This is a genomic window from Mesorhizobium sp. M1E.F.Ca.ET.045.02.1.1 (assembly GCF_003952485.1).
Classification (GTDB): domain Bacteria; phylum Pseudomonadota; class Alphaproteobacteria; order Rhizobiales; family Rhizobiaceae; genus Mesorhizobium.
This window is the reverse complement of the sequence record NZ_CP034447.1, coordinates 215222-239932: the sequence shown is the minus strand read 5'-3', so window position 1 is coordinate 239932 and position 24711 is coordinate 215222. Positions and strand designations below refer to the sequence as shown.

Below are 24711 nucleotides of genomic sequence, written 5' to 3'. Positions count from 1 at the left end.
GACCTTAGAAATCCATACCGCCCATACCGCCCATGCCACCCATGCCGCCGCCGGGCATGCCGGCAGGCATGCCGCCGCCAGCCGACTCCTTCTTCGGAGCCTCCGCGATCATGGCTTCGGTGGTGACCAGCAGGCCGGCGACCGAGGCCGCGTCCGGGAGAGCTGTGCGCACGACCTTGACCGGATCGACGATACCCATGGCGATCATGTCGCCATATTCGCCGGTCTGGGCATTGAAGCCGAAGGTCGGACCCTTGTTCTCGAGGATCTTGCCGGCAACGATCGATGCTTCCGCACCGGCGTTGGCCGCGATCTGACGGGCCGGAGCCTGCAGCGCGCGACGCACGATGGCGATGCCAGCGGTCTGGTCGGAGTTGGCGCCGACAGCCTTGATGCTCAGCGAAGCGCGCAGCAGTGCGACGCCGCCGCCGGGAACGATGCCTTCTTCGACGGCCGCACGGGTCGCGTTGAGGGCGTCATCGACGCGGTCCTTCTTTTCCTTGACTTCCACTTCGGTCGCACCGCCGACGCGGATGACGGCAACGCCGCCCGCCAGCTTGGCGAGACGTTCCTGCAGCTTCTCCTTGTCGTAGTCCGAGGTGGTCTCCTCGATCTGCTGCTTGATCTGGGCGACGCGGTCTTGTCGGCGATCTGTTCAGGCGTCCCGGCCTGGACCCAATGGCCGCGCGCCCCGGTTGAAAAGAGGACGTTGGCAATGGGGCGGCCACGAGATAGCTGGGGTGATCCACGCCACGCACTTGCACGGATCACCTGCCAAAAATGGCGGATCGGTCCCGGAATCGAGCCGCCGCCGCGGGTTTTTTGCGGCCGTAGCAGCCTCGCTGTCTGCTGTGCACCTGGCGAACCCCGCAGCAGATGAGAAACCCTGCGTGCGTCGCGCTGGCGCTGATGGTGCAGCCGGAGACACGGCTGCTCGACGAGCCGTGAGGGCCTCTCGAGGCCATGACCAAGATTTCCATACAGGAAGAACTGGCGCGCATCTGAGCGAGAAAAACGTCATCCTGGTGGACTGGTGGACAAGGGCTTGCCAGCCGGCGCGGGCGTTTCGCGCCTCCGGCGCGGCATTCATCCCTGTGAGTCAGGCTTGTTTCTATAGCGAAACTTCGACAAAAAGGCGCTCCGACTCGGATCGGGAGAAGGGAGCGGATATGGTCTTTCGATTGAAAGAGCGACTTGGCAAGAAACTTGAGGAAGAAGTGCAATTCTTCAAATGTTGGCAGAAGGATAAGAAAGGTGTGGGCGCACTCATGCCCACGTCGATCCATGCGGCGCGCCGCATGGCTAGTGTGGTCAACCCTCATTCTGGATTGCCGGTTTTTGGAGCTTGGTGCCGGGACTGGTGTCATCACCAGGGCCATCCTGGAAAGAGGCATCAAACCGCATCGGTTGACTTCGGTCGAATATTCCAAGGATTTCTATGACGGCCTGGTGCGAGGCTTTCCGGGAGTGGATTTCCGCTTGGGCAATGCGTTTGCCCTGGAAGAAACCCTGGGGGAGCGCCGGGAAAAGTTCGATTGTGTCATAAGCGCAGTGCCGATGTTGAGCTTTCCGATGCAACAGCGCCTCACACTGCTGGAGGATTTGCTTGCACGAATCCCCGCCGGGCGACCTGTGATCCAAATCACCTACGGTCTTCTGTCACCGGTGCTCAAAATGCCCGACCGTTACATCGTTTCTCACTATGATTTCGTCATTCGCAATGTTCCCCCCGCACAACTCTGGACCTATCGACGAGCAGTGTGAAACCCCAGTGGACGCGAGCGACAGGTGGCTTTCGGAATCCTTGTACAGGACTGCAAAGCCGGCTGAACTTGGTGATGGGGCCAGCCATTCGCGCTTTGGCGGGACCGCCTTCCATTCCGCATTTTCTGAGGCTCGATTTGATCGCCGCGGAGAGATGATGTTCGGCTACAAGCATTGAGAGCGACGAAGCTTCCGCTAACGCCTGTGTTTCTCCGGTATTTCGGAGATGCATTCCTTGAGACGCGCCAGGCGAAACTTCGCATTGCGAAGTTCATGTCCGGCTTCGAAACGTCGATGGCGTCCTTGAGGTGTGGGCGCTATGAGGTCGCGCCCAGTTCCGCAATGCGCGCAAGCACCTGCCGAGCCTCGTCTTGACGCAACGCCTTGATCCATCCACGCCCGCGCATCGGTCTTCCTGCCAGCACCCCAAAAGCCATGGGTTTATCCACCGAGACCCTAATTTCCGGCAAGCCGAAACGCTCGAAATTTAACTTCGGCTATTTTAGCGAAGACAAAGAGGGCTCATTGGAAAAAAGGCGGCGCTTGGAAGGACGAATGAAGCGATAGAAGGCGTCCGTCCTATCGGCCATCTTCGGCTCTGATGTCATGCGCAACCTGTTTATCTGTTTGAGGAGCGCTGAATCTGCAACGGTTTGGGCATGCCGCGGACAAGCGAGACGCCGGCCAAGAGCGAAGTTGCGATCGAGGCATTGGGAGGCGGTTGGTGTGTGGGTAGTCAACCCTAGCCTATCGCGCTGATTGGCTCAGTGGCGCGCACTTTCGCAGCCATGCTGCCGCAGCACGTCGAATTGGGGTTGTTTGAGCAGTCACTCGGCAAAGGCGAGGGCCTGCATCGACGGTTCTGTGATCGTGTGGCTGACGCCGCGGAGAAAACAGCAGGCCCTGTTTCTAGCCCGCTGAGCGCCGCCTGCTTGCGGGCCAAAGCAGCGGAGAGATGATGTTCGGCTGCAAGTGTGCTTGGCGTGCAACTACTCAATTCACCGGCTACGTCAACATTCACCGGCTACGACAACGTTTTAAGCAGATGGCCTGCTCGCCAGCGGCAGCCTCTCCCCGGTAAGACCCGGCTTCGTGGCCGTCCAAACGGGAGAGCGGCTGATCAAAGATGCTGCCGGCCTGTCATGGACAGTTCGACAGGGCAGCTTCAATCCTGGCGCAGTTGACCTACCGCGCAGCTCGGTTATGGCGGAGCACCCATGGCAGGCGCCGCTCCATCGTTCATCTGGCCGCAGAGAAACGTCTTTCTGCCAGCGCTTCTTCTTGCGAGTCCGTCTGCCTTCAGCCGGTGCGTTCGATCCTCCGGAATCGGCGCATCTACCGATACGTCGGGCATGACCATGTCCTTGTCATCGGGTACTGCTTCACCAATGGCGGCCATGGGCTCAGAACGGATATCTTCACAAGGAAAAATCGGCGCTTCAGCGATAGCTTCAATAACTCCGCGCCCAGGCTCTGACGCGATTTGAAAAGCACCAGACGCTGGCGGCGAACGCACAAACCGGTGCCGCAATAATATTCTCCCCGGCCGCAGATATTCGAATTGGTTTGACTTTCAAATCCGTGGCTTCGGCGGCATTGCGAACAGCGCAGAGTTCCTCTCGTTCCAAGGCTTAGCATGGCGTTTCGCCTCTTCGTCCCAATCCTCGCCGGCGCGACCTTGCGCGAGCGGTTGTTCGCCTGCATCGGCGCCACGATCAGCATTGCGCTGACCAGTGTGATCAGCGGGCTTGCCATAGGCGGCGGGCCACATGTGGCGCTGCTGGTGGCCCCTTTCGGCGCATCCGCCGTGCTGCTCTTTGCTGTGCCGTCGAGCCCGCTCGCGCAGCCCTGGCCGATCGTCGGCGGCAATTCGATCTCGGCACTGGTCGGCGTGACCGTGGCGCTTTTCGTGCACGACCCGGTAATCGCGTCGGGCGTCGCTGTGGCGCTGGCGATCGCCGCCATGTCATTCACGCGTAGCCTGCATCCGCCAGGCGGTGCCGCGGCGCTGACGGCCGTGCTCGGCGGACCGGCCGTGCTCAGCTTCGGCTTCCTGTTCCCGTTGGTGCCGGTGGCGCTGAACTCGACAATTTTGGTGGCGCTCGGCTTGCTCTTCCACCGGCTGTCGCGGCGCAACTATCCGCATGTCCATGTACCCGCGGCCAGCACCCACGGCACCGCCGATCCACCGGCCACGAAGCGCGTCGGCTTCCGTCCCGAGGATGTCGATACGGCACTCGCCGTTTGGACGAAACATTCGACATCGGCCGCGACGACCTCGAAAGGCTGCTGCGCCAGGTCGAGCTGCAGGCCATGGTGCGCTCGCACCAAACGCTGCTTTGCCGGGACATCATGTCCCGTGACGTGATTTCGGTGCCGGAAAATGCCACCGCCGACGAGGCCCAAAAGCAGCTTCTCGACCACAACATCCGCACCTTGCCAGTGGTCGATTCGAACGGCCAACTGGCCGGTGCCCTGGGGTTGCGCGAGCTGACGCAGACGACCGAAACGGTGAAGGACGTGATCTCGAAGGCGGGCACCGGCTCGCCCGAGACGCCGGCGATGAGCCTGCTTCCCGTGCTCACCGACGGCCGCAGCCATGCCGTAGTCATCGTCGATGCCGAGCGGCGCATCCAGACCGACCTGCTGGCAGCGGCGGCGCGCGTGCAGGTGGCAGACAAGTCGCCGCTCAAAGCCCGCCGCACCCGCGCTGGAAGGCATGTCCTTTGAACTGCTTGGCTGAGTCGGTGACGAGCGACCGTGGTCGACCGAACACGATGCCGCGCGCGGCCAACCATGCCTCCTTGGACACATGGCGTGCGCCAGGCAGAGCGCGACCGACAGCGCCGACGGCTTCTCGAGGGTGAGGCAGAAGCCAAGAATGCAGCGGGTGGCCACGTCGGTGACGATCGTGAGATATGCCCGACCGATGAACGTTCCGCCGCCGTCGACGACCTCCACGAAGTTGATGTCGGTAGGGCGTGTGATCGATCTGGCAGACATCGAGCGGAGGCGCCGCATGGATGTATCCCGGCCGCGGTTTGAGCCGCTGGAGATGCTTCGGATTGGCGGACCGTTTCCTCGCGATCTCCTCGGGGCTGAACAGCCCGGTATCCGGCCGGCGACCGTGAGATAGGACGGAGCGGCCAAGCCGGCCTCTTCGCAGCGAGCGCGGATCTCGGCCACGACGGGAGCGAGCGGCGGAGCCTCCAGCACGAGCCACCGCTCTCGCAACGTCGTCGCAATGATCGCCTCGATGCCTTGATCAAGGCGCTTCTTGTGGCTGCCATCCGACTGGGGCAGCAGCGACGTCACGGTCCGATCGTTGCGGTAGCGCGCCAGCAGATTGTAGACTTGGCGGGTCGAGAGGCGCAGCTCGGCCGCGGCCCGGTTGATTGCCGCGCGTCTTGGCCCGAACCGTCGAGAATCCTGTCGAGCTCGCGAGCGAGACGACGTGCGCCGACCATGCTTCGTCGGAATGCGACGTGCCGGGTGCGGCTTTCCGGTTGTGCAATCGGTGCGGCAAATCGAGCAGTCAGTGAAATCGTTAGCGAAAAATCGGGGCTGTCGTAGCGCCTAAACCTAACCAACACCTGACTTTTCCCTGTTTGAAATCGGGAAGTAAAAGCGACAGCCGAAGACCGTCTCGCCCGCCTCGACGAGCGCGTGGCCCGATCGCCGGTTCGTGGCGGCTGGATCGAGCCCCAGAACTTTGCCGACGCCGCTGCTGTGCTGTGGCTGGACGGGGAGTCGTTCATGTCGAAGATCTCGTGCTGCACGATGCCCACATAGACATCCGCACCCGACCCACGAACTCACCCGCGCGCATGCCGTGCCGCGCGTCCGGCGCCGGATTCTTGCGCACAAACCCCGCCTGGGCGCTGTCGCGACCCGGCCTTTTGGCGCTGCGCGGCCGCGAAGGGCAGGGCGACGGCCGCAATGGGGCGGACGCGGGGCGGACTGCCACCGGTGCCGCGGCAGCCGCCGCCGGGCTGGACGACGACGCCGGCGACAGCGTGCTGGCCGATGAAACCGAACAAATGGATGCGCTGAGCGAAGAGCTGGCGGAGATCGATGCCGTGCTGGCCCGCTCCAGCCGGCTGCTGGCGGGCGAAGATTTGGTGCCGCGGAGTGCGGACGGCCTGGCTGTCGACACGGCAGGGCAGGGGGGCAAACGCGCGCGAGGCCTTGCCGGACAGCTTCGGGCCGCTGATCCGCGATCTCGACTCGACGAGGACCGGCGGCTTGCCGACTGGCTCGCCGTCGTCGACCAGGTGAAAAAACATGCCGGCCATCCTGGCCGCGGCGATCGCCTGGGACGCGTGGCAGCACATAGAGCCGCTGCAGCACCAGCATTGGCTCGGGCCGCTGCTGGTTGCAGCGCTGCTCAGGCAGCGCGGCAAGGTCGGTTCGCATCTGTTTTGCCTCAATGCCGGACTGCGCATCGTGCCGCGGGATCGGCGGCGCGCGCGGGAAAAGACCATCCGGCTGCTGGCAGTGCTCGATGCGTTTGCAGAGGCCGCGGCTGGGCTCAAGGAGCTCGACCGTCTGGCGCTGGCCAAAGTACAGATGGAACGCCGGCTGAGGAACCGGCGCAAGAACTCCACACATGTTTATTCGGTCCCGACCGGGAAAGCTGAGGTTGTCGAAGCTTCTGTGATTCTCGGAGGACCGAATGAACATCCACAGGAATGCGCGTTTGACGGCCGGCGTCGAGAGGAGATGGCTCGCGACGTCATTGAGGGCCGTTGTTCCAAATGTTGCGGGGGACATAACGGGGTAACGGCGAGGGCCGTGGCGCGTGCTTCTGTGTGAATGCCCCGCCGGCATGGCATCGTTCGTCCCGGCCGAAGACGAGCCCACGCCGGACCCCGGAGCGGATCGCCAGGAAATGTCACTGCGCCCCCACTAAGAGGAAACAATCACAAGAATTCAATGATGCTGACGAAAGGCCTGCTCCGATGGCGCCGGCGGCAAGCTGGTTGACCGTTGACTGAAGTGAGTTTAAGCCGTGACGGAACAAATCGACATGCAAGAAAAAAACCGTTGTGATGCCCATTATGCCACAACCTGTAAGTTCTCCGTATGAAAAGGAGACAACGTCGGAGCGCATTCAGCGTCAGGGCGGAGAACTCTGGGATCGCGTACGCGCGCGCGGCGCCGCTATCAATTATCCATTTCCAGACCACATGACCTTGCGCTCTTTCTCGTTGGGAGAGGTCGCCGAGATTCTCAGTGTGTCGGACAGTTATCTGCGCCAGTTGTCAATTGATGGTCTGGGGCCAACACCGGAGCTAGGGACCGCAGGGCGACGCTCCTATACGCTTCGACAGATCAACGACCTTCGTGCTTATCTCGCTTCGGCCCGTCCGAAAGAGGCTTTGAAATTTTGCCCGCGGAGGCGCGAGGGTGAGAAACTACAGATCATCTCAGTAGCCGCCGGCCCCGCAAGAACCACTACAGCGTTCTATCTGGTTCAGGGCCTTGCACTTCAAGGATTCCGCGTTCTCGCTGTAGATCTCGATCCGAAGGGCTCATTGTCGGAAATGTTCGGTTACTTCTCGAGTATCATTCCCGTCCACAATGCGAGCATGTATGCCGCGGTGCGCTATGATGACTACCGGGCCAGTATACGTACTGCAATCCGATCGACCCATTTTGATGGTCTTGATCTCGTGCCGGGCTCTTTCGAGCTCGGCGAGTTCGAGCAGGAAAGTTCGCGGCGCTACAGAAGCGAGGGCTTGAGGCTCCCAGATGCTAGCGTCAGAATGGTGTCTGCGATCAAGGACGTCGAGGCGGATTACGACGTCGTCGTGATCCACTGTGCACCTGAATACAGCTTCTTGACCGTGGGTGCGTTTGAAGCAGCGACCGGCGTGCTGGTGATGGTCCGCCCGCAATTGGCTGATATTGCGTCAATGGCCATGTTCCTCAACGTTTTCTCGCATTCCGTCTCCTTGATCGAAAAAGCTGGGAGGTCCGTAAATTATGATTTTATCAAATTCTTGGTAACAAGACACGACCCGCGCGACGTCTCAGAGCAGGAGACGGTCGCACTACTGCGGGACTCCCTGGGGGATGATCTCTTGACTGCGACCGTCTGGGAATCGAACGCGATCCGGGAAGCGCGGCTCAAAAACCGATCGTTGTATGAGCTGTCAGCGGGAGCGGTAGGCCGATCGGCATACGAGCAAGCGATAGAATCGCTGAATTCCACCAATGCGGAGGTAATGGACATCATATCCGAGGTTTGGGGCCGTCCCCCGATTTATGTGTCGCAGGCTTCGCGCTCGACGACTGCAGGTAAGGCGAAACCCCCATCAAGGAGGCTTAGCAAATGAGCCCACGCACGCAGCGCATGCGCTCGATGTTGTACGAACCAGCTGAGCTCTTGAAGGAGGCCAACGCCATGGCGGACGCTTTTATGAGATCGCACTCTCGCGATTTGCGGGAGCTACAAATAACCTCGCGATGGAGTGCCTCCATCGTATGTTTGATGCACAGAGCTTGGGGCCGGTGATGTCCAGAAAAAGTCGCCTGACATCCGCTGAACGCAAGTTGACCACAAACCCATCCGTCAGAGAGGGCAAGATGCCCTCAGGGGCCGCATTTCTGCCTGGACGCTGCGCCGGCGCGCCTGGAACTGCGCTGCGTCTGAGGATCTGGCACTGTCCATCGCCGCGGAGGAGGTCGTCTACATGCCTTCTGACGTCATTCGCTGCCTGCAGTGCCTGCCCGTCACCTTCCGCCCTTCCATTGTGGAGAATCTAATCCAAGTGCAACAATGACGAGTGGAGGGTAGAGGATTACCCGCAATCGCGCATGCCCCATGAACACCTCGGCTGGCGTCCGATAGCCAAGGCACTTCCTGGGCAGCGCTGACATTGTCCGCAAACACGCGCCGCACGCCAAGCGCGTCGTCTTCAAAGCGGGCCGCTGTCGACGTGGTTCTATCATGCGCTAACGGCCGAAGGGGCTCCGGCGATCTGCATTGAAGCCCGGCACGCGCAAAAGGTATTTGAACGAGACACTCAACAAGACCGACTCCAATGATGCCTCGCATTTCGCATAAGCCGGACAGGGATTCCGCTAAGTCGGCGGACACTTGTTTCACTAAGATCCCATGGGAAGTGAATAGCGGCCGGCGCTCTGCAAAGTGAGGCTGCGATAACGCACTCACTCATAGGAGACGCCGTCATGGAAGCTGTAACTTCCCAAGCGCATATACCAACCGCTATCCGCACTGATCTTGTGCAATTTTCGTTTCGTTGGAACTGAGCCGTTCCACCTGGTTGATCACTTCGTTGTCGCCGCGAAACGGTGAGAAGATGTCGAAACACGCGGTGAGCGGCGGTGATGTGGCCGCATTGCTGGATAGTTTTCTCAACTTTAAGAGAAGGCGCGATTGCGTACGGGCGATCAGTTTTGTGACCATCCGGGAAGCCGGACTTGACGGCTTCTGGATCGATCGTGTTCTCAAGGCGAACGGCTTTGAAAGCTATGTCGTTGATCCGGCTTCGATAGCAACATCGCGCAGACGGCGGCGCGCGAAGACGGACAGGCTGGATGGTGAAGCGTTGGTTCGCGCGCTATTGGCCCTCAAGCGTGGAGAGCCGCGCGTATGCGCTATGGTCAATGCACCGAGCCCCGAGGAGGAGGATCGCTGTCGCGTCTGCCGGGAGCGGAAGGTTCTGTGCGGATTTCGCAAAAGCCGGACAAGAGTTCCGTTATATAGCAGTTTCACCAATGCCGGGACAGTTTGGCGGTGTCAGTCCTTGGGTGCCTTGTCTGGTTCATATATGATTGATTTCGCCGTTTTGAGTGCCGGTCAAGAGGGGCGCGGCTTTTTGCTTTCGCATGCTGTCGCCCTGGAGCACTGCGGTGGGCGTTGTGAACGATCCTGTCGAGAATGGCGGCGGCCTCTGATGTTTGGTTCGGCGATCAGGTCATGCCATCTGGCCACCGGGACCTGGGCGGTGATCAGGGTGGTTTGCGCCGATAGCGTTCCTCAACGATTTCGAACAGATGGAAGCGCTGCTGGTCAGTGAGGGAGTGGGTTCCGAAGTCGTCGAGGATGAGGAGCTGCACGCGCGTGAGCTTGTCGATGAGGCGGGGGTAGCGGCCATCAAGGCGGGCGAGCGCCAGGTCCTCGAAGAGCCGTGGAACGCGCAGGTAGAGCACGGAATGATCGAGCCGTGCTGCCTGACGGCCGAAGGCACAGGCCAGCCATGACTTTCGGTGCCGGTCTGGCCGGTGACAAGTTCTCGTGCGCCTAAGCGGGACTCAACAAAACACGAACGATGCCGATGGCCTGGCGAAGCTCGCTGAAGTCGGCTTTTGTAAAGCGGTTCGCTTTGGCTACACCGTTTGATGTGGCGGCGAGATTGAAATGTCCGCCGTGGGGCAAAGTTAAAATGTCACTTGTGCGCAGGAGGATCAGCCCCGATCTAACCGGCTGGTCCGGGTTGTAAGGGCAGATCGGGGCGGGTGAGGGACACCCCTTGGCGTTAACTTTAAAACCATGAATGCAGCTGATTATTCCGCCGCATCAAGGCGGGAAAGCGCCTGCTACGTCGGGCAATGACCCTGGATCGTTCGTGAAATCAGTCCGACGCCCCGGCTTGCGGCCACTCGGTTTGAAACCGATCCTCTTGCTGTTGGCCTTCACCTTCGGCGGTCGGCGACAAACCGAGCCACCTCTGTGTCCTGGACTTCCAGATGCTCGGACCGAATTCCCAAGGTGATGGCCGATCCGATGCATACTTGTCATGTAGCGATGGTGGAATTTGTTCGGTGAACCCGAGGCCGTCGAACATTGGACCCTCCCAAAACCTGCCGTGAAGTGTTCGCGGGCTTCGAATAGAGGTCCGAGGGGTGTGCCGACCTGCTGGCAAACGCCGTCTTTGAGCAGACCGTGCGGTCCGCCAGCGTCATCGCCTCGACCTGGTCCGTGCGTGACATATATCGACGTCGCCCCGAGTTCCCTGTGCAGCTGGCGAATCTGCGCCAATGTTTCCCCTGAGCTTCGTGTCTAGGTTGTAGAGCGGTCATCGGCACGAAAAGCTTGGGCTCTCGAATTGCCGCCCGCCCCATGGCGACTCGTTGCCTCTGCCCGCCGGACAGCTGCCGGGGCTTACGATCCAGGAGATGCCATAGTTCCATCATGTCGGCGGTTCTCGAGATTCGCTCCGATGCGTCCTTCGATCCGACATCCCTGACGCGCAGCGGGAGGCCATTTTCGGCCACGGCCATGTGGTGAGGGCGTAGCTCCCGCGCACCGCCAGGGGAACATAGATCAAGGGGCTTACGCCGGCTAACGCGTGTTTCTTGGAACGCCTGATGGCAAAATGCCGTGCAGGTCATGGCGAGAAGAGCGATCTGGCTGCGATGGGATCATGGGGCATTGGCCGACGCTCGCCGAGTCGAGCCGCGCCAGGTGCCGCGCCCCAAGCCATAAGCGCGTTTGAGGCAAGAGATGCCGGCCTCGATGCCAGCCCGGAAGTTCTGAGCTTGCGATATACCGAACGGCTCTGACCCTGCTTTGATCTTGAGGTTCAACTCGCCGGACGGCATGATTTCCGATTCCACCGGTCTCCTCTGGCTTCAGACTGACGGGGAAGACAGGCGTAACGGCGAAGGTCGTGGCACGCGCTTCCTGTGCGAGGGCCCCGCCGGCATGGCATCGTTCGTGCCACGCCGAGCCCGGAGCGGATCGCCGAGGATATGTCACTGCCGCCCCTACTGAGGGGAGAATTCAATGAGGCTGACGAGGGCCTGCTCCGAGGGAGTCGGCAGCAAAGTGATTGTTGACCGTTGATTGAAGTGAGTTTAATCCGTGACGGGACAAACTCGATATGAAGGAGAAAACCCGTCGTGATGCCATATACACCACAAACTGAGAATCCTCCGTATGAAAAGGAGGCAACGTCGGCGATTGCGGACGTGAGGGATGGGGCGGCCGTAGATCGGCTGGTCGACATCGACCTTGCTCGCGGCCTGGCTGTTTTAGGCATGTGTGTCGTCCATGTCGGGGGTAACTTTCCCGACGTAGCACTGGTCCGGGATCTGATGGAGCTAGCCTATGGGCGGTCGTCCGCCCTGTTTGCCGTATTGGCCGGTTTTTCGATCATCCTGATTACCGGCCGCGAGACGCCGAAGTCGGGGGAAGCAGGTGGACAGGCCGTTGCCAGAGTCGCAATTCGTGCCCTTGTTTTGCTCGCGATTGGCTCAATCCTGACCTGCCTCGGTACGAACGTCGCAGTCATCCTGGAACCCTACGGAATCTGCTTCTTGTTGGTCCTGCCGCTCTATCGGCTCAGCGCACAGCAGCTCGGCTTGCTCGCTGCTGGGACCGCATTAGTTCTCCCGCAAGTGTGCTTCCTCCTTCAGTTGTTTGGCCCCGTGGAGTATTTGGACCCGGTGTTTGATTTCATGGTCCGCGGCACCTATCCCGCGATGACCTGGGTTTCTTTCGTGATCGCAGGCATGGCCATCGCGCGCCTTAGCCTTAATACGCAAGCAATGCATTGGCGCCTTGGCCTAGCGGGGGGCGCGCTGGCCGTGTTGGGCTATGGAGGATCCTGGCTCGCGCTGCGCTTGCTACATGGTGTACCCGCCGACCCCGATTGGTGGAGGGAGGCCACTAGCGACCCCTGGGTGTTATTGGTTGCCGCACCTCATAGCGAGAAGACGTTCTCGATCCTGGGCAACACCGGTTGCGCACTGATTGTCATTGCGGCTTGCTGGCTCGCTATGAATGCGCTCCCGCATCTGCGAAAGCTGGTCTGGCCAATAATCGCGGTCGGCTCGATGCCTTTGACGGCCTATGTGCTGCACATTGTGGGAATAGCCTATCTTAACCATGCTATGGGGATAGATCTGGTTCTCGAAGACGGGAGCCTGTCCATGCTCTTTGGCTTCGTCGTGGTTATCAGCACTTTCGCGGTGCTTTGGCTGCGCGTCTTCCAGCGAGGACCGATGGAAGTGCTGATGGGTAGGATCGCAGATCTCGCGCGTCACATCCGCTGAGCACCGCAGCGCCCCGGCCTCCAGATCACATTGGGGACAGAAAAAGCTGGGGTTTTATCCAAAGCTTGTTCGCGGCAGGGGAGGGGACTTCCTCCCCACCCTGCCGCCTTGTGAGATCGACGCGAAAACGGTCGCGCAGGCGCTTAGAGTTGGCATCGGCAATGCGGAAGGCCTCGCAGCAGCATTTTCGTTCAGCGGGCATCCCGGTGTTGCTCAATCCATGGTCCTTGACGGTTGTATTTCCGAAGCCATCCGAGAGGCTCGTCAGCGAATACCAACTCGCATGCCATGACAACTCCGCCCACGCGATCGTTATGCCAAACGTCAAAGCTGATCTCATTGACCGCTTCGTCGGTGCCTATACCGCAGAGTGGCGCTGCAATTCTCGGCAAAAGGTGTCTTCATGAACGCTCACGCGCGGCCGCTCTACAGCGGCATCGAAGCGCCCGGCCGCTACGTTCACCATCGTTTTGATCGATGCATCACTAGTGACATCAAAGCTCTTACAACTGACAATTGGCATGGCCCGCCTTATATCGTGAAGGATTATGCGGTGATCGCTGCCTTCGCGTGGCTGGTCATTGGGGTCAGCTGGTGGTTCTATCCTCTCGCGGTGATAATGATCGGAGCCCATCAGCGAGGAATCTCCACCATTCTGCACGATTCTGCGCACGGTGTGCTGACAAAGAACCGTCTGCTGAACTTCCTGCTCGGCACATTGCCAACGGCTTGGCCCATCTTTCAGCGCCACTTTGCCTACAAGGAATCACACGTCCACAGCCATCATCCCTTTCTGGGAAGAGCCGACGCCGATCCTGACCTGGAGTTCTTCATCGCGGAAGGTGTCTTCACACCCCGAGCGGATCGTTCCTTCGTCTGGAAGCTCATCATCCTGCCCCTGCTTGGATCGAAAACCTACGCCTATCTGAAGTATCTGGCCCGCAACAGATATCAAATGATCCTCAATTCCCTCTCCGGTAAGGAGAGTTCAGTAGGGGTGATGCGGGAGAAAAGTGGCGTTACGAGTTCGATCGCTGGGGGTTCTACGCGTTCTGGGCTTGTATCGTCGTGTACGCTTTGATCTATGGCTACTTCTCGGAAGTCGTCCTTCTCTGGGTCGTTCCCTACCTCACCTCATTCCACATTATCGGCTGGTTTATCGAGATGTCTGAGCATTGCAGCTCCATCGAAAATCAGACCGTGAACCTGCACATGGCTAGGAACCGCCGCAGCTGTAATATCGAGAAGTGGCTGACCGCGATTAATAACGACAACTACCATCTCGATCATCATCTCGACCCGACAACCCCGTTCTGGCGCTTACCCGAAGCACATGCCATCCGCATGGGGGACACCGTCTATGCGGCGCACTGCTCCGAAACGGGTGGGATATTCCAGCCTGGCCCAAATGGTGAGCCTTCGATCCTGAAACTGATCCGCGACCAGAACCGGAAGCGTTTCGCCCAGTCTGAATGCCGCGCCGAGAAGTATGCAACTCCCGGAGAGATCCAATGTTGACCAAACCAGAGAAAAATGACCCTTCAGCACGATGGCGCCAACGCCACACCTGCATCCGGAAACGGCAGTGTTGCATGGCGGCTATCGCTATGATCCGGCGACCCTTGCTACAACTGTACCGATCGATCTCTCGAATGCTTTTGCATTCGAATCAATTGATCACGCATCGGACGTCTTCGATCTCCGATGCGAGGGGCGCACCTATTCGCGGCTGATGAACCCGACAACGGATATTTTCGAGCAACGCGTTGCGGCTCTGGATGGTGGCGTCGCCGCCTTGGCAACCTCGTCGGGGCAAGCCGCAATTATGCTTTCAATCCTAAACATTCACCGTAGCCGGGAACAATATCGTAAGCTCCACGCACCTGTATGGTGGCACAATCAATTTGCTGGCCAGTACGTTTCAACGGCTCGGGATTGAAACCCGCTTCGTCGATCCAAGCGATCCCGAACGTTTCCGCGAAGCCTCAGATCGCCGAACGCGCTGTTGGTTCGGCGAAGCGCTTCCCAACCCCAAGCTCAGCCCTTTCCCGATCGTCGAGGTCGGGGCGATCGCGCAGGAACTCGGAATTCCGCTGATCATCGACAACACGCTGACCCCTCTTATCTCCCGCCCTCTCGAGCTTGGCGCGCACATTACCGTGCGCTCCACTTCCAAATATATCAGCGGCCACGGCACGACGATTGGCGGCATTACTGTGGATGGGGGCACCTTCGACTGGGCTGCCTATTCCGAACGCTTTTCGTTGATGTCACGTCCTGACATCTCGCACGGTAACATTCTTTGGCTCGATGCCGCGCGCAATCTGCCCGGCCCCTACGGAGCCAGCCCGTTTCTGCTCAAGATGCGCAATACGCTCATGCGCGATTTCGGTCCCTGCCCGTCGTCATTCGCATCTTTTCTCTGTATCCAAGGTCTGGAAACGTTACCTTTGCGAATGCCTCGACATTGCTCCAATGCCCGCCCGCTAGCCGAGTTTCTCATGGCGCATCCTGGCGTTCTCGACGTAACATATCCGACTTTTGGCGGGATTGTTGAACGGCATCGCGCCGAGCAGAACATGGGTGATCATGGTGGCCCGATGCTTGTGTTCGAGATCGCTGGCGGCATTGAGGCTGGGCGCCGTTTTATCGAGCGGTTGCGACTCGCCTATCACGTCTCAAATATTGGCGACGCGAGAACACTCGCCACGCATCCAGCCTCGACGACACATGCTTCGGTACCGCGCGAGGCGCGCCTTGCTGCCGGAGTTTGCGATGGAACAATCCGGATTTCTGTAGGACTTGAGCACATTGAGGATATCATCGCCGATATTGGGCAAGCTCTTGAGGGCACCTGATTGTGGCCTCGCTGATAAACAGCGGCCCCGCGTTGGTGTCATTTCCGACCGGCGGACAGAGGACGGCGTCGGTTATGAGACCGTACGCGTTCGTTATCTTGAAGCCCTGCGTACGACCGCAGGTGTCTTACCGCTAGTGATCCCGTGCGGACTGGTGGAAGGGGATTTGCGAGTCTGTTTGTCAGTCCTCAATGGCGTACTGCTGACCGGGGCGGAGTCGAACGTCTCGCCCTCATTTTACGGGGCCCAGAGGCTTTCCAAAGACGCTTGATCTTGACCGGGACAGGACAAGCTTTGCTGCGATCAAGATTGCATTATCATCGGGCATTCCCCTGTTCGGAATCTGCCGTGGGCTGCAAGAACTCAATGTCGCACTTGGTGCCAGCCTCTCAAGCAACATCTCGGAAGGTGAAGGTCGGATCACTCATGTGGAAGACCTCTCTCTCCCACGCGACCTTCAATACACCCCTTTCATGCAATTCTAGCCGAAGGCCACGGCCACATTGCCCAATGCATCCGCCGCTCGCAAAAAAATCCAGTCTTGGTTAATACCCTGCATCGGCAGGGGATCGCGCGTTTGGCGGATGGCCTTGCGGTTGATGCGCGATGCGTGGACGGCGTTATTGAAGCTATATCGGTAAAGGACACGGCAACTTTTGCTGCCGCCGTACAATGGCATCCTGAATGGTTTCACGTTGAGGATCTGCTCAGCGTCGAAATCTTTCGTGCATTCGGCGAGGCCTGCCGCTCGCATATGATAGAAACAAAGTGACCGCCATGAGAAATGCTTATTTTTCATCAATCCTTGGGGCCGGTTTCGCTCTCCTTGCAGCTCTGTCCAATGGAACCGTCGGCGTGCTTTCGCGGTCCGCTTTCAAGGAAGGCCTCGATCACACTGCAGTTGCATTTTGGCGTTGCGCCATTGCGTTTTCGCTGCTCTCGATCATCATCCTTTTAAGGTCTGGAGGTTTAGCCCGACTAGTCTCAGTGTTCACGGGATCGTGGAAGATCGCCGTCTGCTCCGCGCTTGGCATCTTCACACTTTACCATTTCGAAACCCAAGCTTTCACGTATGCACCGATCCCGCTTGTCGCGATCCTTGTTTTCGCTGGCGGCCTTGGTGCAATCGCGCTCGACATCCTCATCTTGAAGGAAACGGTAACTACGCGAAAGGCGTTCGCCATGACGATGGTCTTTCTTGGAGGCTACGTCGTGATTGCTGGGGACGGCCTGATGACCGGAAGCATTATCGGTGTCAGCCTCGCCCTTATCGCGGGTCTAGGCTACGCCAGCTTTATCTTCGCCTGGAAGTTCTTTAAGCTGCGCTCATCCCTAGAAACCTTCTGGTGGTGCCTGGCTTATGGCCTCGTTATGCTCGCTGTTCCCTATGCTTGGAGCGGAGCACCAATCCCGTCAGTGAATGCGCTGCCAAGCTTGCTATCACTGGGGGTTATCCCCTCGTTCTTTGGGTTCTACTGCACAATTCTCGCTCTTCAACATATCGAGGCATACAAGACGCAGGTCATCGAATCGAGCGAGCCGTTCTTTTCTGCGCTCTTAGCAGCCGCGCTCTTCGGCGAATGGCTGACAGGTCCAGGAATGTTTGCAGCATTAGCCATTATCGTCGGTGCGCTGATTACATCCATGCCAGAGCGCCGTGCCGTCTCTATGCAAGTACGCCCAATTGGCGAACAGGATTAGGGCAACGTGCTTATTGTCTTTTCCGAGGACTTATATGCTCATGAAAGCGCGGGCGGGCTATGGCGCGGACAGATGGTGCCCTGCTTCGACACACCAGAACGGCCGAAACGAATAATCGCTGGCCTTCGCAATGTGGGGTTCGAACGGATTCTAGCGCCGAAGCCGATTACGTCCAGCGCCCTGCAGACAGTTCACGATCCAGGTTTCATCCAGTTTTTAGAAGCAGCTTGGGATCGCTGGAGTGCGGAAGGAAGGCAGGGGATGCATTGCCTTCTGCTTGGGCCACTCGGACCTCCTGCCATCTTACTATGACGTGCAATCGTGCCGCTGCTGACCCCTTCGGCGGAGGAGCTCGCTGCGCTAACTACGGCGATCAACGAACTCGATACCGCTGGAATGAAGCTGAGGCAGGTATGGTCCGCCAACTCGAGCGTAAGGTCTGTGCGCTGATCCCACCCGAGGCCGGGACTAAAAGCGTGTCGCGATTAATCGGCCTCATATCCGGCCGCTTTGAAGAAGTTTCTGCATTCGGTTGGCTCGAACAGATGGCAGATATCGGCGAGAGCCTCGCAGACGGTAGTGGCTTGCCCATCGCGGTCTCCTTTCAACCGCAATGAATCACGAACTCAAATCAAAGGGAATCCTGAATCCCTTAAATCGCGACACGCTTTAAGAGATAGAGTATCATAGCATGCCCCTATCGCGTTTTTCAGATGGGCAGTCTAAAAAACTCCGAAGGCAGAGGTCACAGGTTCGAACCCTGTCGGGTGCGCCAAAGAAATCAGGGGTCCATTCTGGAGACATAGGTTACGGTTTATACCGGAGACATGGTGAAGTGCACCCATCTCTCGGGAAGGGCACAGTCGCTTAGATGGGTTTTCGAGCAAAGCTGCCACTTGGTCCCACACCAAGTTCCCGCACAGCGCCAAAATGCTGCTAGAAGCTGGTGACTTCCATGAAAGGGACTTTCAGGGCGGCACAGAGGCTTCTCATCGACGAGGAGTGGAGTCCGTTGTCGCCGGATACCAAATGGCATGGCGGCTTAGCGCCATTTTGCGCACAATGGACGAGCGCTATGACGGGGACCTTTTCGTTTGCGGCCGCGTTTAACCGATGCCCTGAGGTCATAAAGATTTCGTTGAGTGCGCAAGCGGCCACGTATACATCGGAATCGAGTTCGACAATTTCGATGTCCGACTCCGATATCTCATCGGCCAAGCTCTTGTCGAAGATACGAACCTGGTCGAAAACCTCTTTGGGTACCGCAATGCGTTCGACTTTCGCGCGTTGGAACAGAGCGGCTTTCAGGTTTCCGCCAGCTTCGCTAAAATAGAGGCATGCCTCTAGATCAAGCACAAAGTTGATGCCGCTATAGGCCATGCTGTTATGGCCCCAGCCGGTTAACACCGATGGCGGCGATCTGCTTTATCGTACTTGGCTTCAGATTGGTGAGCCGGTACGCATCGAACTGAGAGATTGCCTTCCTGTCGACGGCGGCGGTGAGCATGTTAGGCAGAAGATATCCGAACCTGGCAATCTGCGAGCTAATTCCACCGCCCCCGCTGTTTTCCTCACCTTCGTCTTCTTCTTCGATCATGGGGACTTCAGACGGCAGGGTCGCAGACCACGCAGCGTAAAAGCCTTTGCTCAAGCCCAAATCAGAGACGCGTAAGGCGCTCGCCTGCTTACTGGCGCCAAATCGTCTGGAAAGGAGATCAACGACGGCCCTGGCACCCCTTCCCGCGACGCTTTTATAGGCTTGGGAAAATTCCTCCGCAGGCATCATGACCGAGGCAGTCACCGAGTTGCAGAATCTTTCAACCTGGTTGTTGAGAATGGCGGGGTCTGAAACTCCCGTTTTGCCAAGGAGCACATGCACCACTTCATGCATCAGTGTGAACAGCTTGGTAGCGGGCCGCTGCCCGGTTGTATTCACGAAGATGATGGGAAAGTCACCGGTAGGAGAGTAACAAAACCCACGGAACGGGTCCGCTACCCTATCGCAGAGCACGATGATGCCTTTCCGCTCTAGCGATACACGCGTCTCCCTGAACGTTAGGGTAGGATCCACCGATCCATCGACGCGCTGGACGCGGACATAGAGCGATTTCAATAGCTTTCGCGCGGTCGACTGCTGATGGATGGTCACGCTATTTGTATTGGCGAACCTGGTGCAGTCTTCGAACGCTCGGTCCGCCAAGTAGGCGGCGATAGAACGAGCACGCGCGATTCGCGTTAGTCCTGCCGATGTAAGAACCGCTGGCCTATTATTGGCGGCGCGAAAATCAGGCATATTGGCGTCGATTTCTACGTCTTTGGCGAACAGGAACTGGACCGGTACAGCCAGAGCGGAGGCAAGTGAAAACGCCACTCGCTTGCTGACGTCGGTTGGGGTTGTTTCCATTTCAGTCAAGAAATCTGGTCGGATATTCGCCTCAATCGCGACCGCTTCAATTGACAATCGTCGCGCGCGGCGGATGCTTTCCACTGCCGAAGGTCGGGGGGTAAGTTTCAATGGCATCTCAGTCGCTCGCAACAGAGTGTTTTCGTCTGAATGAGTTTTCCGGACTGCTTCAACTAGCGTTCGGATTGAATGTAAGCGGTGTTCTTAGGCCACAGCCTTGAGCTGGAGCTTGTTGATGTAGACCCAAGGCAGGAGATCGTCGATCTGGCTGTTGGGGTGGCCGTTGACGATCCTGGTGAGGACATCGGCGAGATAGCCGAGCGGTTCGACACCATTGAGCTTGCAGGTTTCGATCAGCGAGGCGATGACTGCCCAGTGTTCGGCGCCGCCGTCAGAGCCTGCGAAGAGCGCGTTCTTGCGGTTGAGCGCGATCGGACGGATCGAGCGTTCGACGGTGTTGCTGTCGATCTCGATGCGGCCGTCGTCAAGGAAGCGCGAGAGGCCTTCCCAGCGCGAGAGCGTGTAGCGGATCGCCTCGGCGAGCTTTGTCTTCTGGCTGATCAGCCCGAGCTTTTCGCGAAGCCATGGTTCGAGTTCGACGACGATCGGGCGGCTCCTGTCCTGGCGCACGACACGGCGCTGCTCGGCCGATCGTCGACGGACGTCGTCTTCGACGCGATAGAGTTCCGCGATCCGTCTCAGCGCCTCGCTGGCGATTGGCGCGGGACCGGCCGCGGCGAGCTCGTAGAAGCGCCGGCGCACATGTGCCCAGCAGAAGGCGAGCGTCACGCCGCTCTTGTCGGCGAGCACGCGATAGCCGCCATAGCCGTCGACCTGCAGGATTCCGGTAAAGCCCACCAGATGAGCGATCGGACGCTCGGCCTTCCGATCCGGCGCATAGACATAGGCGACGCCCGGCGGGTCGCTCCCCTCCCAAGGTCGGTCATCGCGGGCATAGGCCCAGAGTTGACCTGTCTTGGTCTTGCCGCGGCCGGGATCGAGCACTGGCGCGGTCGTCTCGTCGGCGAAGAGTTTTGGCGAGGACTTCAGCTTGCCAAGCAGCCGCTCATGCACCGGACGCAGATGCCAGGCGGCGCGGCCGACCCAGTCGGCGAGCGTGGACCGGTCGAGATTGATGCCCTGCCGGGCATAGATCTGCGCCTGACGATAGAGCGGCAGGTGGTCAGCATATTTTGAGACCAGCACCTGGGCGACCGTCGCCTCGGTCGGCAGGCCGCCCTCGATCAGCCGGGCGGGCGCCGGAGCCTGAACCACTACATCCTCACAGGCGCGGCAGGCATATTTGGGCCGGCGCACGACGATCACGCGCAGCTGCGCCGGAACGATGTCGAGCCGCTCGCTCATGTCCTCGCCGATCCGATGCAAGCCATTGCGGCAGCACGGGCAGGCATGATCCTCGATGTCGACGACCATCTCCACGCGCGGCAGATGGGGTGGCAGCCCGCCGCGGTTCGCCCTGCGCTTGGCGACAGGCGCCTGACGTTCGCCAAGAGCGGTCTGTGCCTGCTCTTCGTCACCGGCGGCCTCGATCTGTTCGGCCTCTTCGAGCCCCAGCAGCAATTGATCCTCGGGGAGCGTCTCGGCACGCCGGCCGAAGCGATGACGCTGCAATTCCTTGATGATCTGAATCAGACGGGCATTCTCGACGTCGCGCGCCAGGACCATCGCCTTCAGCGCATCCGGATCGTCGGGAAGCTGGTCAGCCGTCATCGCCATGAGCGGATCAGACCATATTCGCCGACAGTCCGCGACAGCGGAATCCAGGCTGATTCACTTCGTCGCGGGTCAGCCCGCCTGGGCTGGAACGCGAGTCCGGCGCGCCTCGTGGACACGCCGCCAGTCGAGACCTTCGAGCAGCGCCGACAGTTGCGCGGCCGTCAGCCGCATCATGCCGTCATGCACTTTCGGCCAGCGGAACTCCCCATCCTCCAAACGCTTGGCATAGAGGCAAACCCCGGTGCCATCCCAGAAGATCAGCTTGATCCGGTCAGTCCGCTTGGCCCGAAAGACATAGACCGCCCCATTGAACGGGTCAGCGCCCATGGTCTCGCGCACAAGTGCGGCCAATCCCTCCGCACCCTTGCGGAAGTCCACCGGCTTCGTCGCCACCATGACCTTGACCGCACCCGTCGGCCCGATCACGACGTCGCCTTCAGCGCGCGGATCACTGCCGCCACCGTCTTGGTATCGGCGCCCCGGCCAACGCGCATCGAGATGCCGTCGATCTCAAGCTCGATCATGCCGGCACCTCGGGTGGCTTGCCGTTTCCGCTGCTTCGGTGAACGGCTGGCTACAGGTTCCGCCGCCGCCAAAACCGCCGGCACAAAGGCAGGAGAATCTTGCTGCACCGAAGTGGCCGGTTTGCACGCTTCGCGGCGCCAGGCGAAGACCTGCTGCGGCCTAAGGCCATACCGACGGGCTACCTCGGAAATGACTGCGTTCGGCTCCAGCGTCTCCGCGATGATCCGCGCCTTGTCATCCACCGACCAGTGACGCCGACCGCCGGCACCGTTGATCACCTCGAAACGCCGAAGCTGCCGCTCCGGGTCAAGCGTAAGGTCAAGTCCAGACACAAGCCGATCTCCGATCCCAATACAGGATCGGCAACCTCACAGATCGCGACCACTCCCGAAAGGTGGTCCGGAAACACCGCTTACTATTGAATTTGGCGCTGTCGATTTTTAGAGAGCTGGCAATCGTTCCTCGAGGACCGCTTGCACGCCAGATCGCGGCAATCGAAACGCTAATCGGATCAAGAAAGGTGAGAAACCCCTCATCAGCCGGCAGCCTTCGGGCACGTTTGGAATCGGCAAAGCGAGAGATCGTCATCAATGACGATAGTTTGGCCACTTGGGTAACATGCTGCGCGGCCGTCACATCCTTGTTCAGGCTAGCGGCCCTGTATTGGTCGTTCTACGCTGCGGTGGACCAGTCTTGCATGGGCGAGCCGCTCGCTCTCTTTACGACCATTGTGCATTTCGTTCCCCTCCCATTGGCTATTCTAATCCTCTACGCCAGAGCCCATTTTGTCTATAAAGACGTTTGGCAAAAGATCAATTTGCTTAAGCAATGCCCCCGACAGTCGGGGATATTCCCACGTGTCAGCGCTCGCCGCCTCAACTGCATTCCGTGTATTCGAGGGCTGAAAGCACGATGCCGATCCCTGGCTACCAATCGCTCATGCTCCCGGTTCTTGAGGTCGCTTCGAAGGACGAAACCTCCGCCCACTAGCCGAGGCCGAGATTGCTGCACGGTTTGGTCTCACCGCTGAAGAGCGTGAGCAGCTGTTGCCGAGCGGCAAGCAGCACGTGCTACACAACCGTATCCACTGGGCGAAATTCTACATGAGCAAAGCGGGACTGCTCGCCTCCCGCACGAGGGCGGTTCGTTGCCACCGAAGCAGGTCGGTCATTGCTCACCAGCGACCCTGACCGCATCGACGTGAAGCTGCTATTGAAACACCCAGAGTTTAGGAAGTTTTACAAGGGCAACGGGTCCGATGATAGTGCAGGGGAGACGCCATCCGACGTCGCGACGGAGGCGACGCCGGAAGAGCAGATCGAAAGTGCCTATCAGGCGGTACTAACCGCTTTGCGGGCAGACATTTTGGACAGGATAGGCCAAAACAGCCCGGCCTTCTTTGAGCGGCTCATTGTCGATCTACTTGTCGCCATGGGTTATGGCGGATCGCATAAGAACGCAGCCGCCCAGCTTGGCGCTCGGGCGACGGCGGGGTTGATGGCGTAATCAACGAGGATCGGCTCGGTCTCGATCGGGTGTATGTTCAAGCGAAGCGTTATGCTGTCGCAAACGCTATTGGGCGACCTGATGTTCAAGGATTCGTCGGCAGTCTGGTAGGGCTAGGAGCGACGAAGGGTGTTTTCGTGACCACCTCGACATTCAGCCCACATGCCCACGAATTCGTGAAGCACCTGTCTCAACGCGTCATTCTGCTCGATGGGCGCCAACTTGCCGACTTGATGTTCGAGCATGGCGTCGGAGTTCGTGTCCGTCGAGCCATTGAGCTACCGGACGCGCCTTTTGCTGACGCACCGGCGCAAACTGAAGGCCGAAGTTCCTCGACCTGGAGAACGCCATCCGCCACTCGCTGAAGTCGTTCGGCATCTGCCTTAGGCAAGGTCGGACGTGGCGCCTTCGAACGCGCGGTACGCCAGGCGGTGGCGGACAATCCGTTGTCGGCCGAGCTGATGGACGCCATGCTGACGGCGCGCGCGGCGCTGTGGCGACAGTACTGCCGGCTGCATGATCTCGTCGTGAGGATCGTCGCGCACAGCGAGCCGTGCCGGCGCTTCATGGCTATTCCCGACGTGGTCGGGTGACGGCGCTCTCCTTCATGACGGCGATCGACGATCCCACGCGCTTTCGCCGCTCGCGCGACGTCGCCGCTTACTTCGGGCTGACGTCGCGGCGCTGGCAGTCCGGTTCAACGATCGACATTCAGGGACGGATCTCCAAGGCCGGCGACGCGGACGTGCGGCGCGCGCTCTACGAGGCGGCGTCAGGACTGATGACGCGCTTCAAGGGCAGGGACAAGGTCAAGAGCTGGGGCCGGGACATCGCCAAACGCTCCTGCCACCGCAAGGCCTGCGTCGCGGTGGCGCGCAAGCTGGCGGTGATCATACACGCCATGTGGAGCGATGGACGTTTACGTCGGCGATGCGGCCGCGAGCGAGGCCGATGCCACGCGGCGCGCCCATGTCAAGGACCGCAAGCTGCTGGGAGCGCATCGATGAGCGGTGCGGCGGCAGATAAAACGCATGGCGCCGGCGCGCTGACGGACCCCATCTGAGCAAGGAGATCCGCTCCGGCGGATGAGCACCGATGCAAACCAGAAACAACTGAACCACGTTATCCTGCCTGCCGCCGCGCCGACAATGAGACAGCCGGACCGCGCTCGATTTCGATGCTCCGTCC

Annotated in this window: 19 protein-coding genes and 9 pseudogenes; 17 read left to right on the top strand and 11 right to left on the bottom strand. The window is 59.5% G+C overall.

The window, feature by feature from the left end:
- Window positions 1-4 precede the first annotated feature (4 nt).
- Window positions 5-637 (bottom strand): annotated as a pseudogene (locus tag EJ070_RS01140) (TCP-1/cpn60 chaperonin family protein); the annotation flags it as partial.
- A gap of 532 nt (window positions 638-1169) precedes the next feature.
- Here EJ070_RS01140 and pmtA point away from each other — a divergent pair.
- Window positions 1170-1764, top strand: a pseudogene (gene pmtA, locus EJ070_RS01135) (phospholipid N-methyltransferase PmtA).
- 1636 nt (window positions 1765-3400) lie between these two features.
- Window positions 3401-4494: pseudogene (locus EJ070_RS01120) on the top strand (HPP family protein).
- On the opposite strand, the pseudogene EJ070_RS36800 reads toward EJ070_RS01120, so the two are convergent.
- Window positions 4466-5278: pseudogene (locus EJ070_RS36800) on the bottom strand (transposase family protein); the annotation flags it as partial. The pseudogenes EJ070_RS01120 and EJ070_RS36800 overlap by 29 nt on opposite strands.
- A 301-nt stretch (window positions 5279-5579) precedes the next feature.
- Window positions 5580-6050 carry a hypothetical protein gene (locus tag EJ070_RS36055; RefSeq protein WP_189350296.1) on the bottom strand — a complete coding sequence of 157 codons (471 nt, stop codon included), beginning with the start codon at window positions 6048-6050 and terminating at the stop codon, window positions 5580-5582.
- On the opposite strand from EJ070_RS36055, the gene EJ070_RS01105 reads away from it, so the two are divergent.
- The 4 genes and pseudogenes from EJ070_RS01105 to EJ070_RS36790 all read left to right on the top strand — a co-directional run.
- On the top strand, window positions 6049-6579 hold the full coding sequence (locus EJ070_RS01105; protein WP_126038438.1) for a DUF1612 domain-containing protein: 531 nt from the start codon (window positions 6049-6051) through the stop codon (window positions 6577-6579). The two genes, EJ070_RS36055 and EJ070_RS01105, sit on opposite strands and share 2 nt — an antisense overlap.
- A 245-nt stretch (window positions 6580-6824) precedes the next feature.
- Window positions 6825-8105 carry a plasmid partitioning protein RepA gene (gene repA, locus EJ070_RS01100; RefSeq protein ID WP_126043858.1) on the top strand — a complete coding sequence of 427 codons (1281 nt, stop codon included), beginning with the start codon at window positions 6825-6827 and terminating at the stop codon, window positions 8103-8105.
- Between the two features lie 542 nt (window positions 8106-8647).
- Window positions 8648-8821 (top strand): annotated as a pseudogene (locus EJ070_RS36795) (IS110 family transposase); the annotation flags it as partial.
- A 140-nt stretch (window positions 8822-8961) separates the two neighbouring features.
- A pseudogene (locus tag EJ070_RS36790) lies at window positions 8962-9458 on the top strand (IS110 family transposase); the annotation flags it as partial.
- 286 nt (window positions 9459-9744) lie between these two features.
- Here the strand turns inward: EJ070_RS36790 and EJ070_RS37375 are convergent.
- Complete coding sequence (locus EJ070_RS37375) at window positions 9745-9945, bottom strand: ATP-binding protein (RefSeq protein ID WP_281015622.1); 201 nt, start codon at window positions 9943-9945, stop codon at window positions 9745-9747.
- 332 nt (window positions 9946-10277) lie between these two features.
- Window positions 10278-10438, bottom strand: a pseudogene (locus EJ070_RS36785) (ISNCY family transposase); the annotation flags it as partial.
- Window positions 10439-11640: 1202 nt separating this feature from the next.
- Between EJ070_RS36785 and EJ070_RS01060 the strand changes: the two are divergent.
- The 5 genes from EJ070_RS01060 (at window position 11641) to EJ070_RS01045 (ending at window position 15650) form a co-directional block, all read left to right on the top strand.
- The gene (locus EJ070_RS01060; RefSeq protein ID WP_126043860.1) at window positions 11641-12792 is read left to right on the top strand and encodes a DUF418 domain-containing protein; all 1152 of its coding nucleotides are present in this window, start codon (window positions 11641-11643) and stop codon (window positions 12790-12792) included.
- 403 nt (window positions 12793-13195) lie between these two features.
- The gene (locus EJ070_RS37370; RefSeq protein WP_126038453.1) at window positions 13196-13873 is read left to right on the top strand and encodes a fatty acid desaturase; all 678 of its coding nucleotides are present in this window, start codon (window positions 13196-13198) and stop codon (window positions 13871-13873) included.
- Window positions 13861-14310: a fatty acid desaturase gene (locus EJ070_RS37365; protein ID WP_189350294.1), complete on the top strand. Its 450-nt coding sequence runs from the start codon at window positions 13861-13863 to the stop codon at window positions 14308-14310. The genes EJ070_RS37370 and EJ070_RS37365 overlap by 13 nt, the downstream gene beginning before the upstream one ends.
- Window positions 14311-14377: 67 nt before the next feature.
- Entirely contained in the window at window positions 14378-14731 is a 354-nt protein-coding gene (locus EJ070_RS37550; protein ID WP_348629318.1) for a PLP-dependent transferase, read from the top strand.
- A complete protein-coding gene (locus EJ070_RS01045; protein WP_348629319.1) occupies window positions 14697-15650 on the top strand; it encodes a PLP-dependent transferase in 954 nt (317 codons plus the stop codon). The genes EJ070_RS37550 and EJ070_RS01045 overlap by 35 nt, the downstream gene beginning before the upstream one ends.
- Before the next feature lie 481 nt (window positions 15651-16131).
- Here the strand turns inward: EJ070_RS01045 and EJ070_RS36770 are convergent, their stop codons facing one another.
- On the bottom strand, window positions 16132-16449 hold the full coding sequence (locus EJ070_RS36770) for a hypothetical protein (RefSeq protein ID WP_245455143.1): 318 nt from the start codon (window positions 16447-16449) through the stop codon (window positions 16132-16134).
- On the opposite strand from EJ070_RS36770, the gene EJ070_RS01025 reads away from it, so the two are divergent.
- Window positions 16428-17351 carry a DMT family transporter gene (locus tag EJ070_RS01025; RefSeq protein ID WP_126038463.1) on the top strand — a complete coding sequence of 308 codons (924 nt, stop codon included), beginning with the start codon at window positions 16428-16430 and terminating at the stop codon, window positions 17349-17351. The genes EJ070_RS36770 and EJ070_RS01025 overlap by 22 nt on opposite strands.
- A 413-nt stretch (window positions 17352-17764) precedes the next feature.
- The gene (locus EJ070_RS36765; protein ID WP_245455144.1) at window positions 17765-17968 is read left to right on the top strand and encodes a hypothetical protein; all 204 of its coding nucleotides are present in this window, start codon (window positions 17765-17767) and stop codon (window positions 17966-17968) included.
- Between the two features lie 319 nt (window positions 17969-18287).
- Here EJ070_RS36765 and EJ070_RS01015 read toward each other — a convergent pair whose 3' ends face one another.
- The 5 genes from EJ070_RS01015 to EJ070_RS00995 form a co-directional block, all read right to left on the bottom strand.
- Complete coding sequence (locus tag EJ070_RS01015; protein ID WP_126038466.1) at window positions 18288-18731, bottom strand: hypothetical protein; 444 nt, start codon at window positions 18729-18731, stop codon at window positions 18288-18290.
- A gap of 4 nt (window positions 18732-18735) precedes the next feature.
- Window positions 18736-19866 (bottom strand): ImmA/IrrE family metallo-endopeptidase, encoded by a 1131-nt coding sequence (locus EJ070_RS01010; RefSeq protein WP_189350289.1) that lies wholly within the window; start codon window positions 19864-19866, stop codon window positions 18736-18738.
- 93 nt (window positions 19867-19959) lie between these two features.
- Window positions 19960-21492, bottom strand: coding sequence for an IS66 family transposase (locus tag EJ070_RS01005; protein ID WP_126089929.1), 1533 nt, complete (start codon window positions 21490-21492; stop codon window positions 19960-19962).
- Window positions 21493-21561: 69 nt separating this feature from the next.
- Window positions 21562-21918, bottom strand: a complete 357-nt coding sequence (tnpB, locus tag EJ070_RS01000; protein ID WP_027154943.1) for an IS66 family insertion sequence element accessory protein TnpB — start codon at window positions 21916-21918, stop codon at window positions 21562-21564.
- Complete coding sequence (locus EJ070_RS00995) at window positions 21915-22295, bottom strand: transposase (protein ID WP_189350287.1); 381 nt, start codon at window positions 22293-22295, stop codon at window positions 21915-21917. Before EJ070_RS00995 ends, tnpB begins: the two co-directional genes overlap by 4 nt.
- A 768-nt stretch (window positions 22296-23063) precedes the next feature.
- On the opposite strand from EJ070_RS00995, the gene EJ070_RS36620 reads away from it, so the two are divergent.
- The 4 genes and pseudogenes from EJ070_RS36620 to EJ070_RS36605 form a co-directional block, all read left to right on the top strand.
- Window positions 23064-23207, top strand: coding sequence for a winged helix-turn-helix domain-containing protein (locus EJ070_RS36620; protein WP_245455145.1), 144 nt, complete (start codon window positions 23064-23066; stop codon window positions 23205-23207).
- A complete protein-coding gene (locus tag EJ070_RS36615; protein WP_210211059.1) occupies window positions 23188-23523 on the top strand; it encodes a hypothetical protein in 336 nt (111 codons plus the stop codon). The genes EJ070_RS36620 and EJ070_RS36615 overlap by 20 nt, the downstream gene beginning before the upstream one ends.
- Window positions 23524-23552: 29 nt before the next feature.
- Window positions 23553-23705 (top strand): annotated as a pseudogene (locus EJ070_RS36760) (restriction endonuclease); the annotation flags it as partial.
- A gap of 94 nt (window positions 23706-23799) precedes the next feature.
- Window positions 23800-24530 (top strand): annotated as a pseudogene (locus EJ070_RS36605) (IS110 family transposase); the annotation flags it as partial.
- Window positions 24531-24711: the final 181 nt, after the last annotated feature.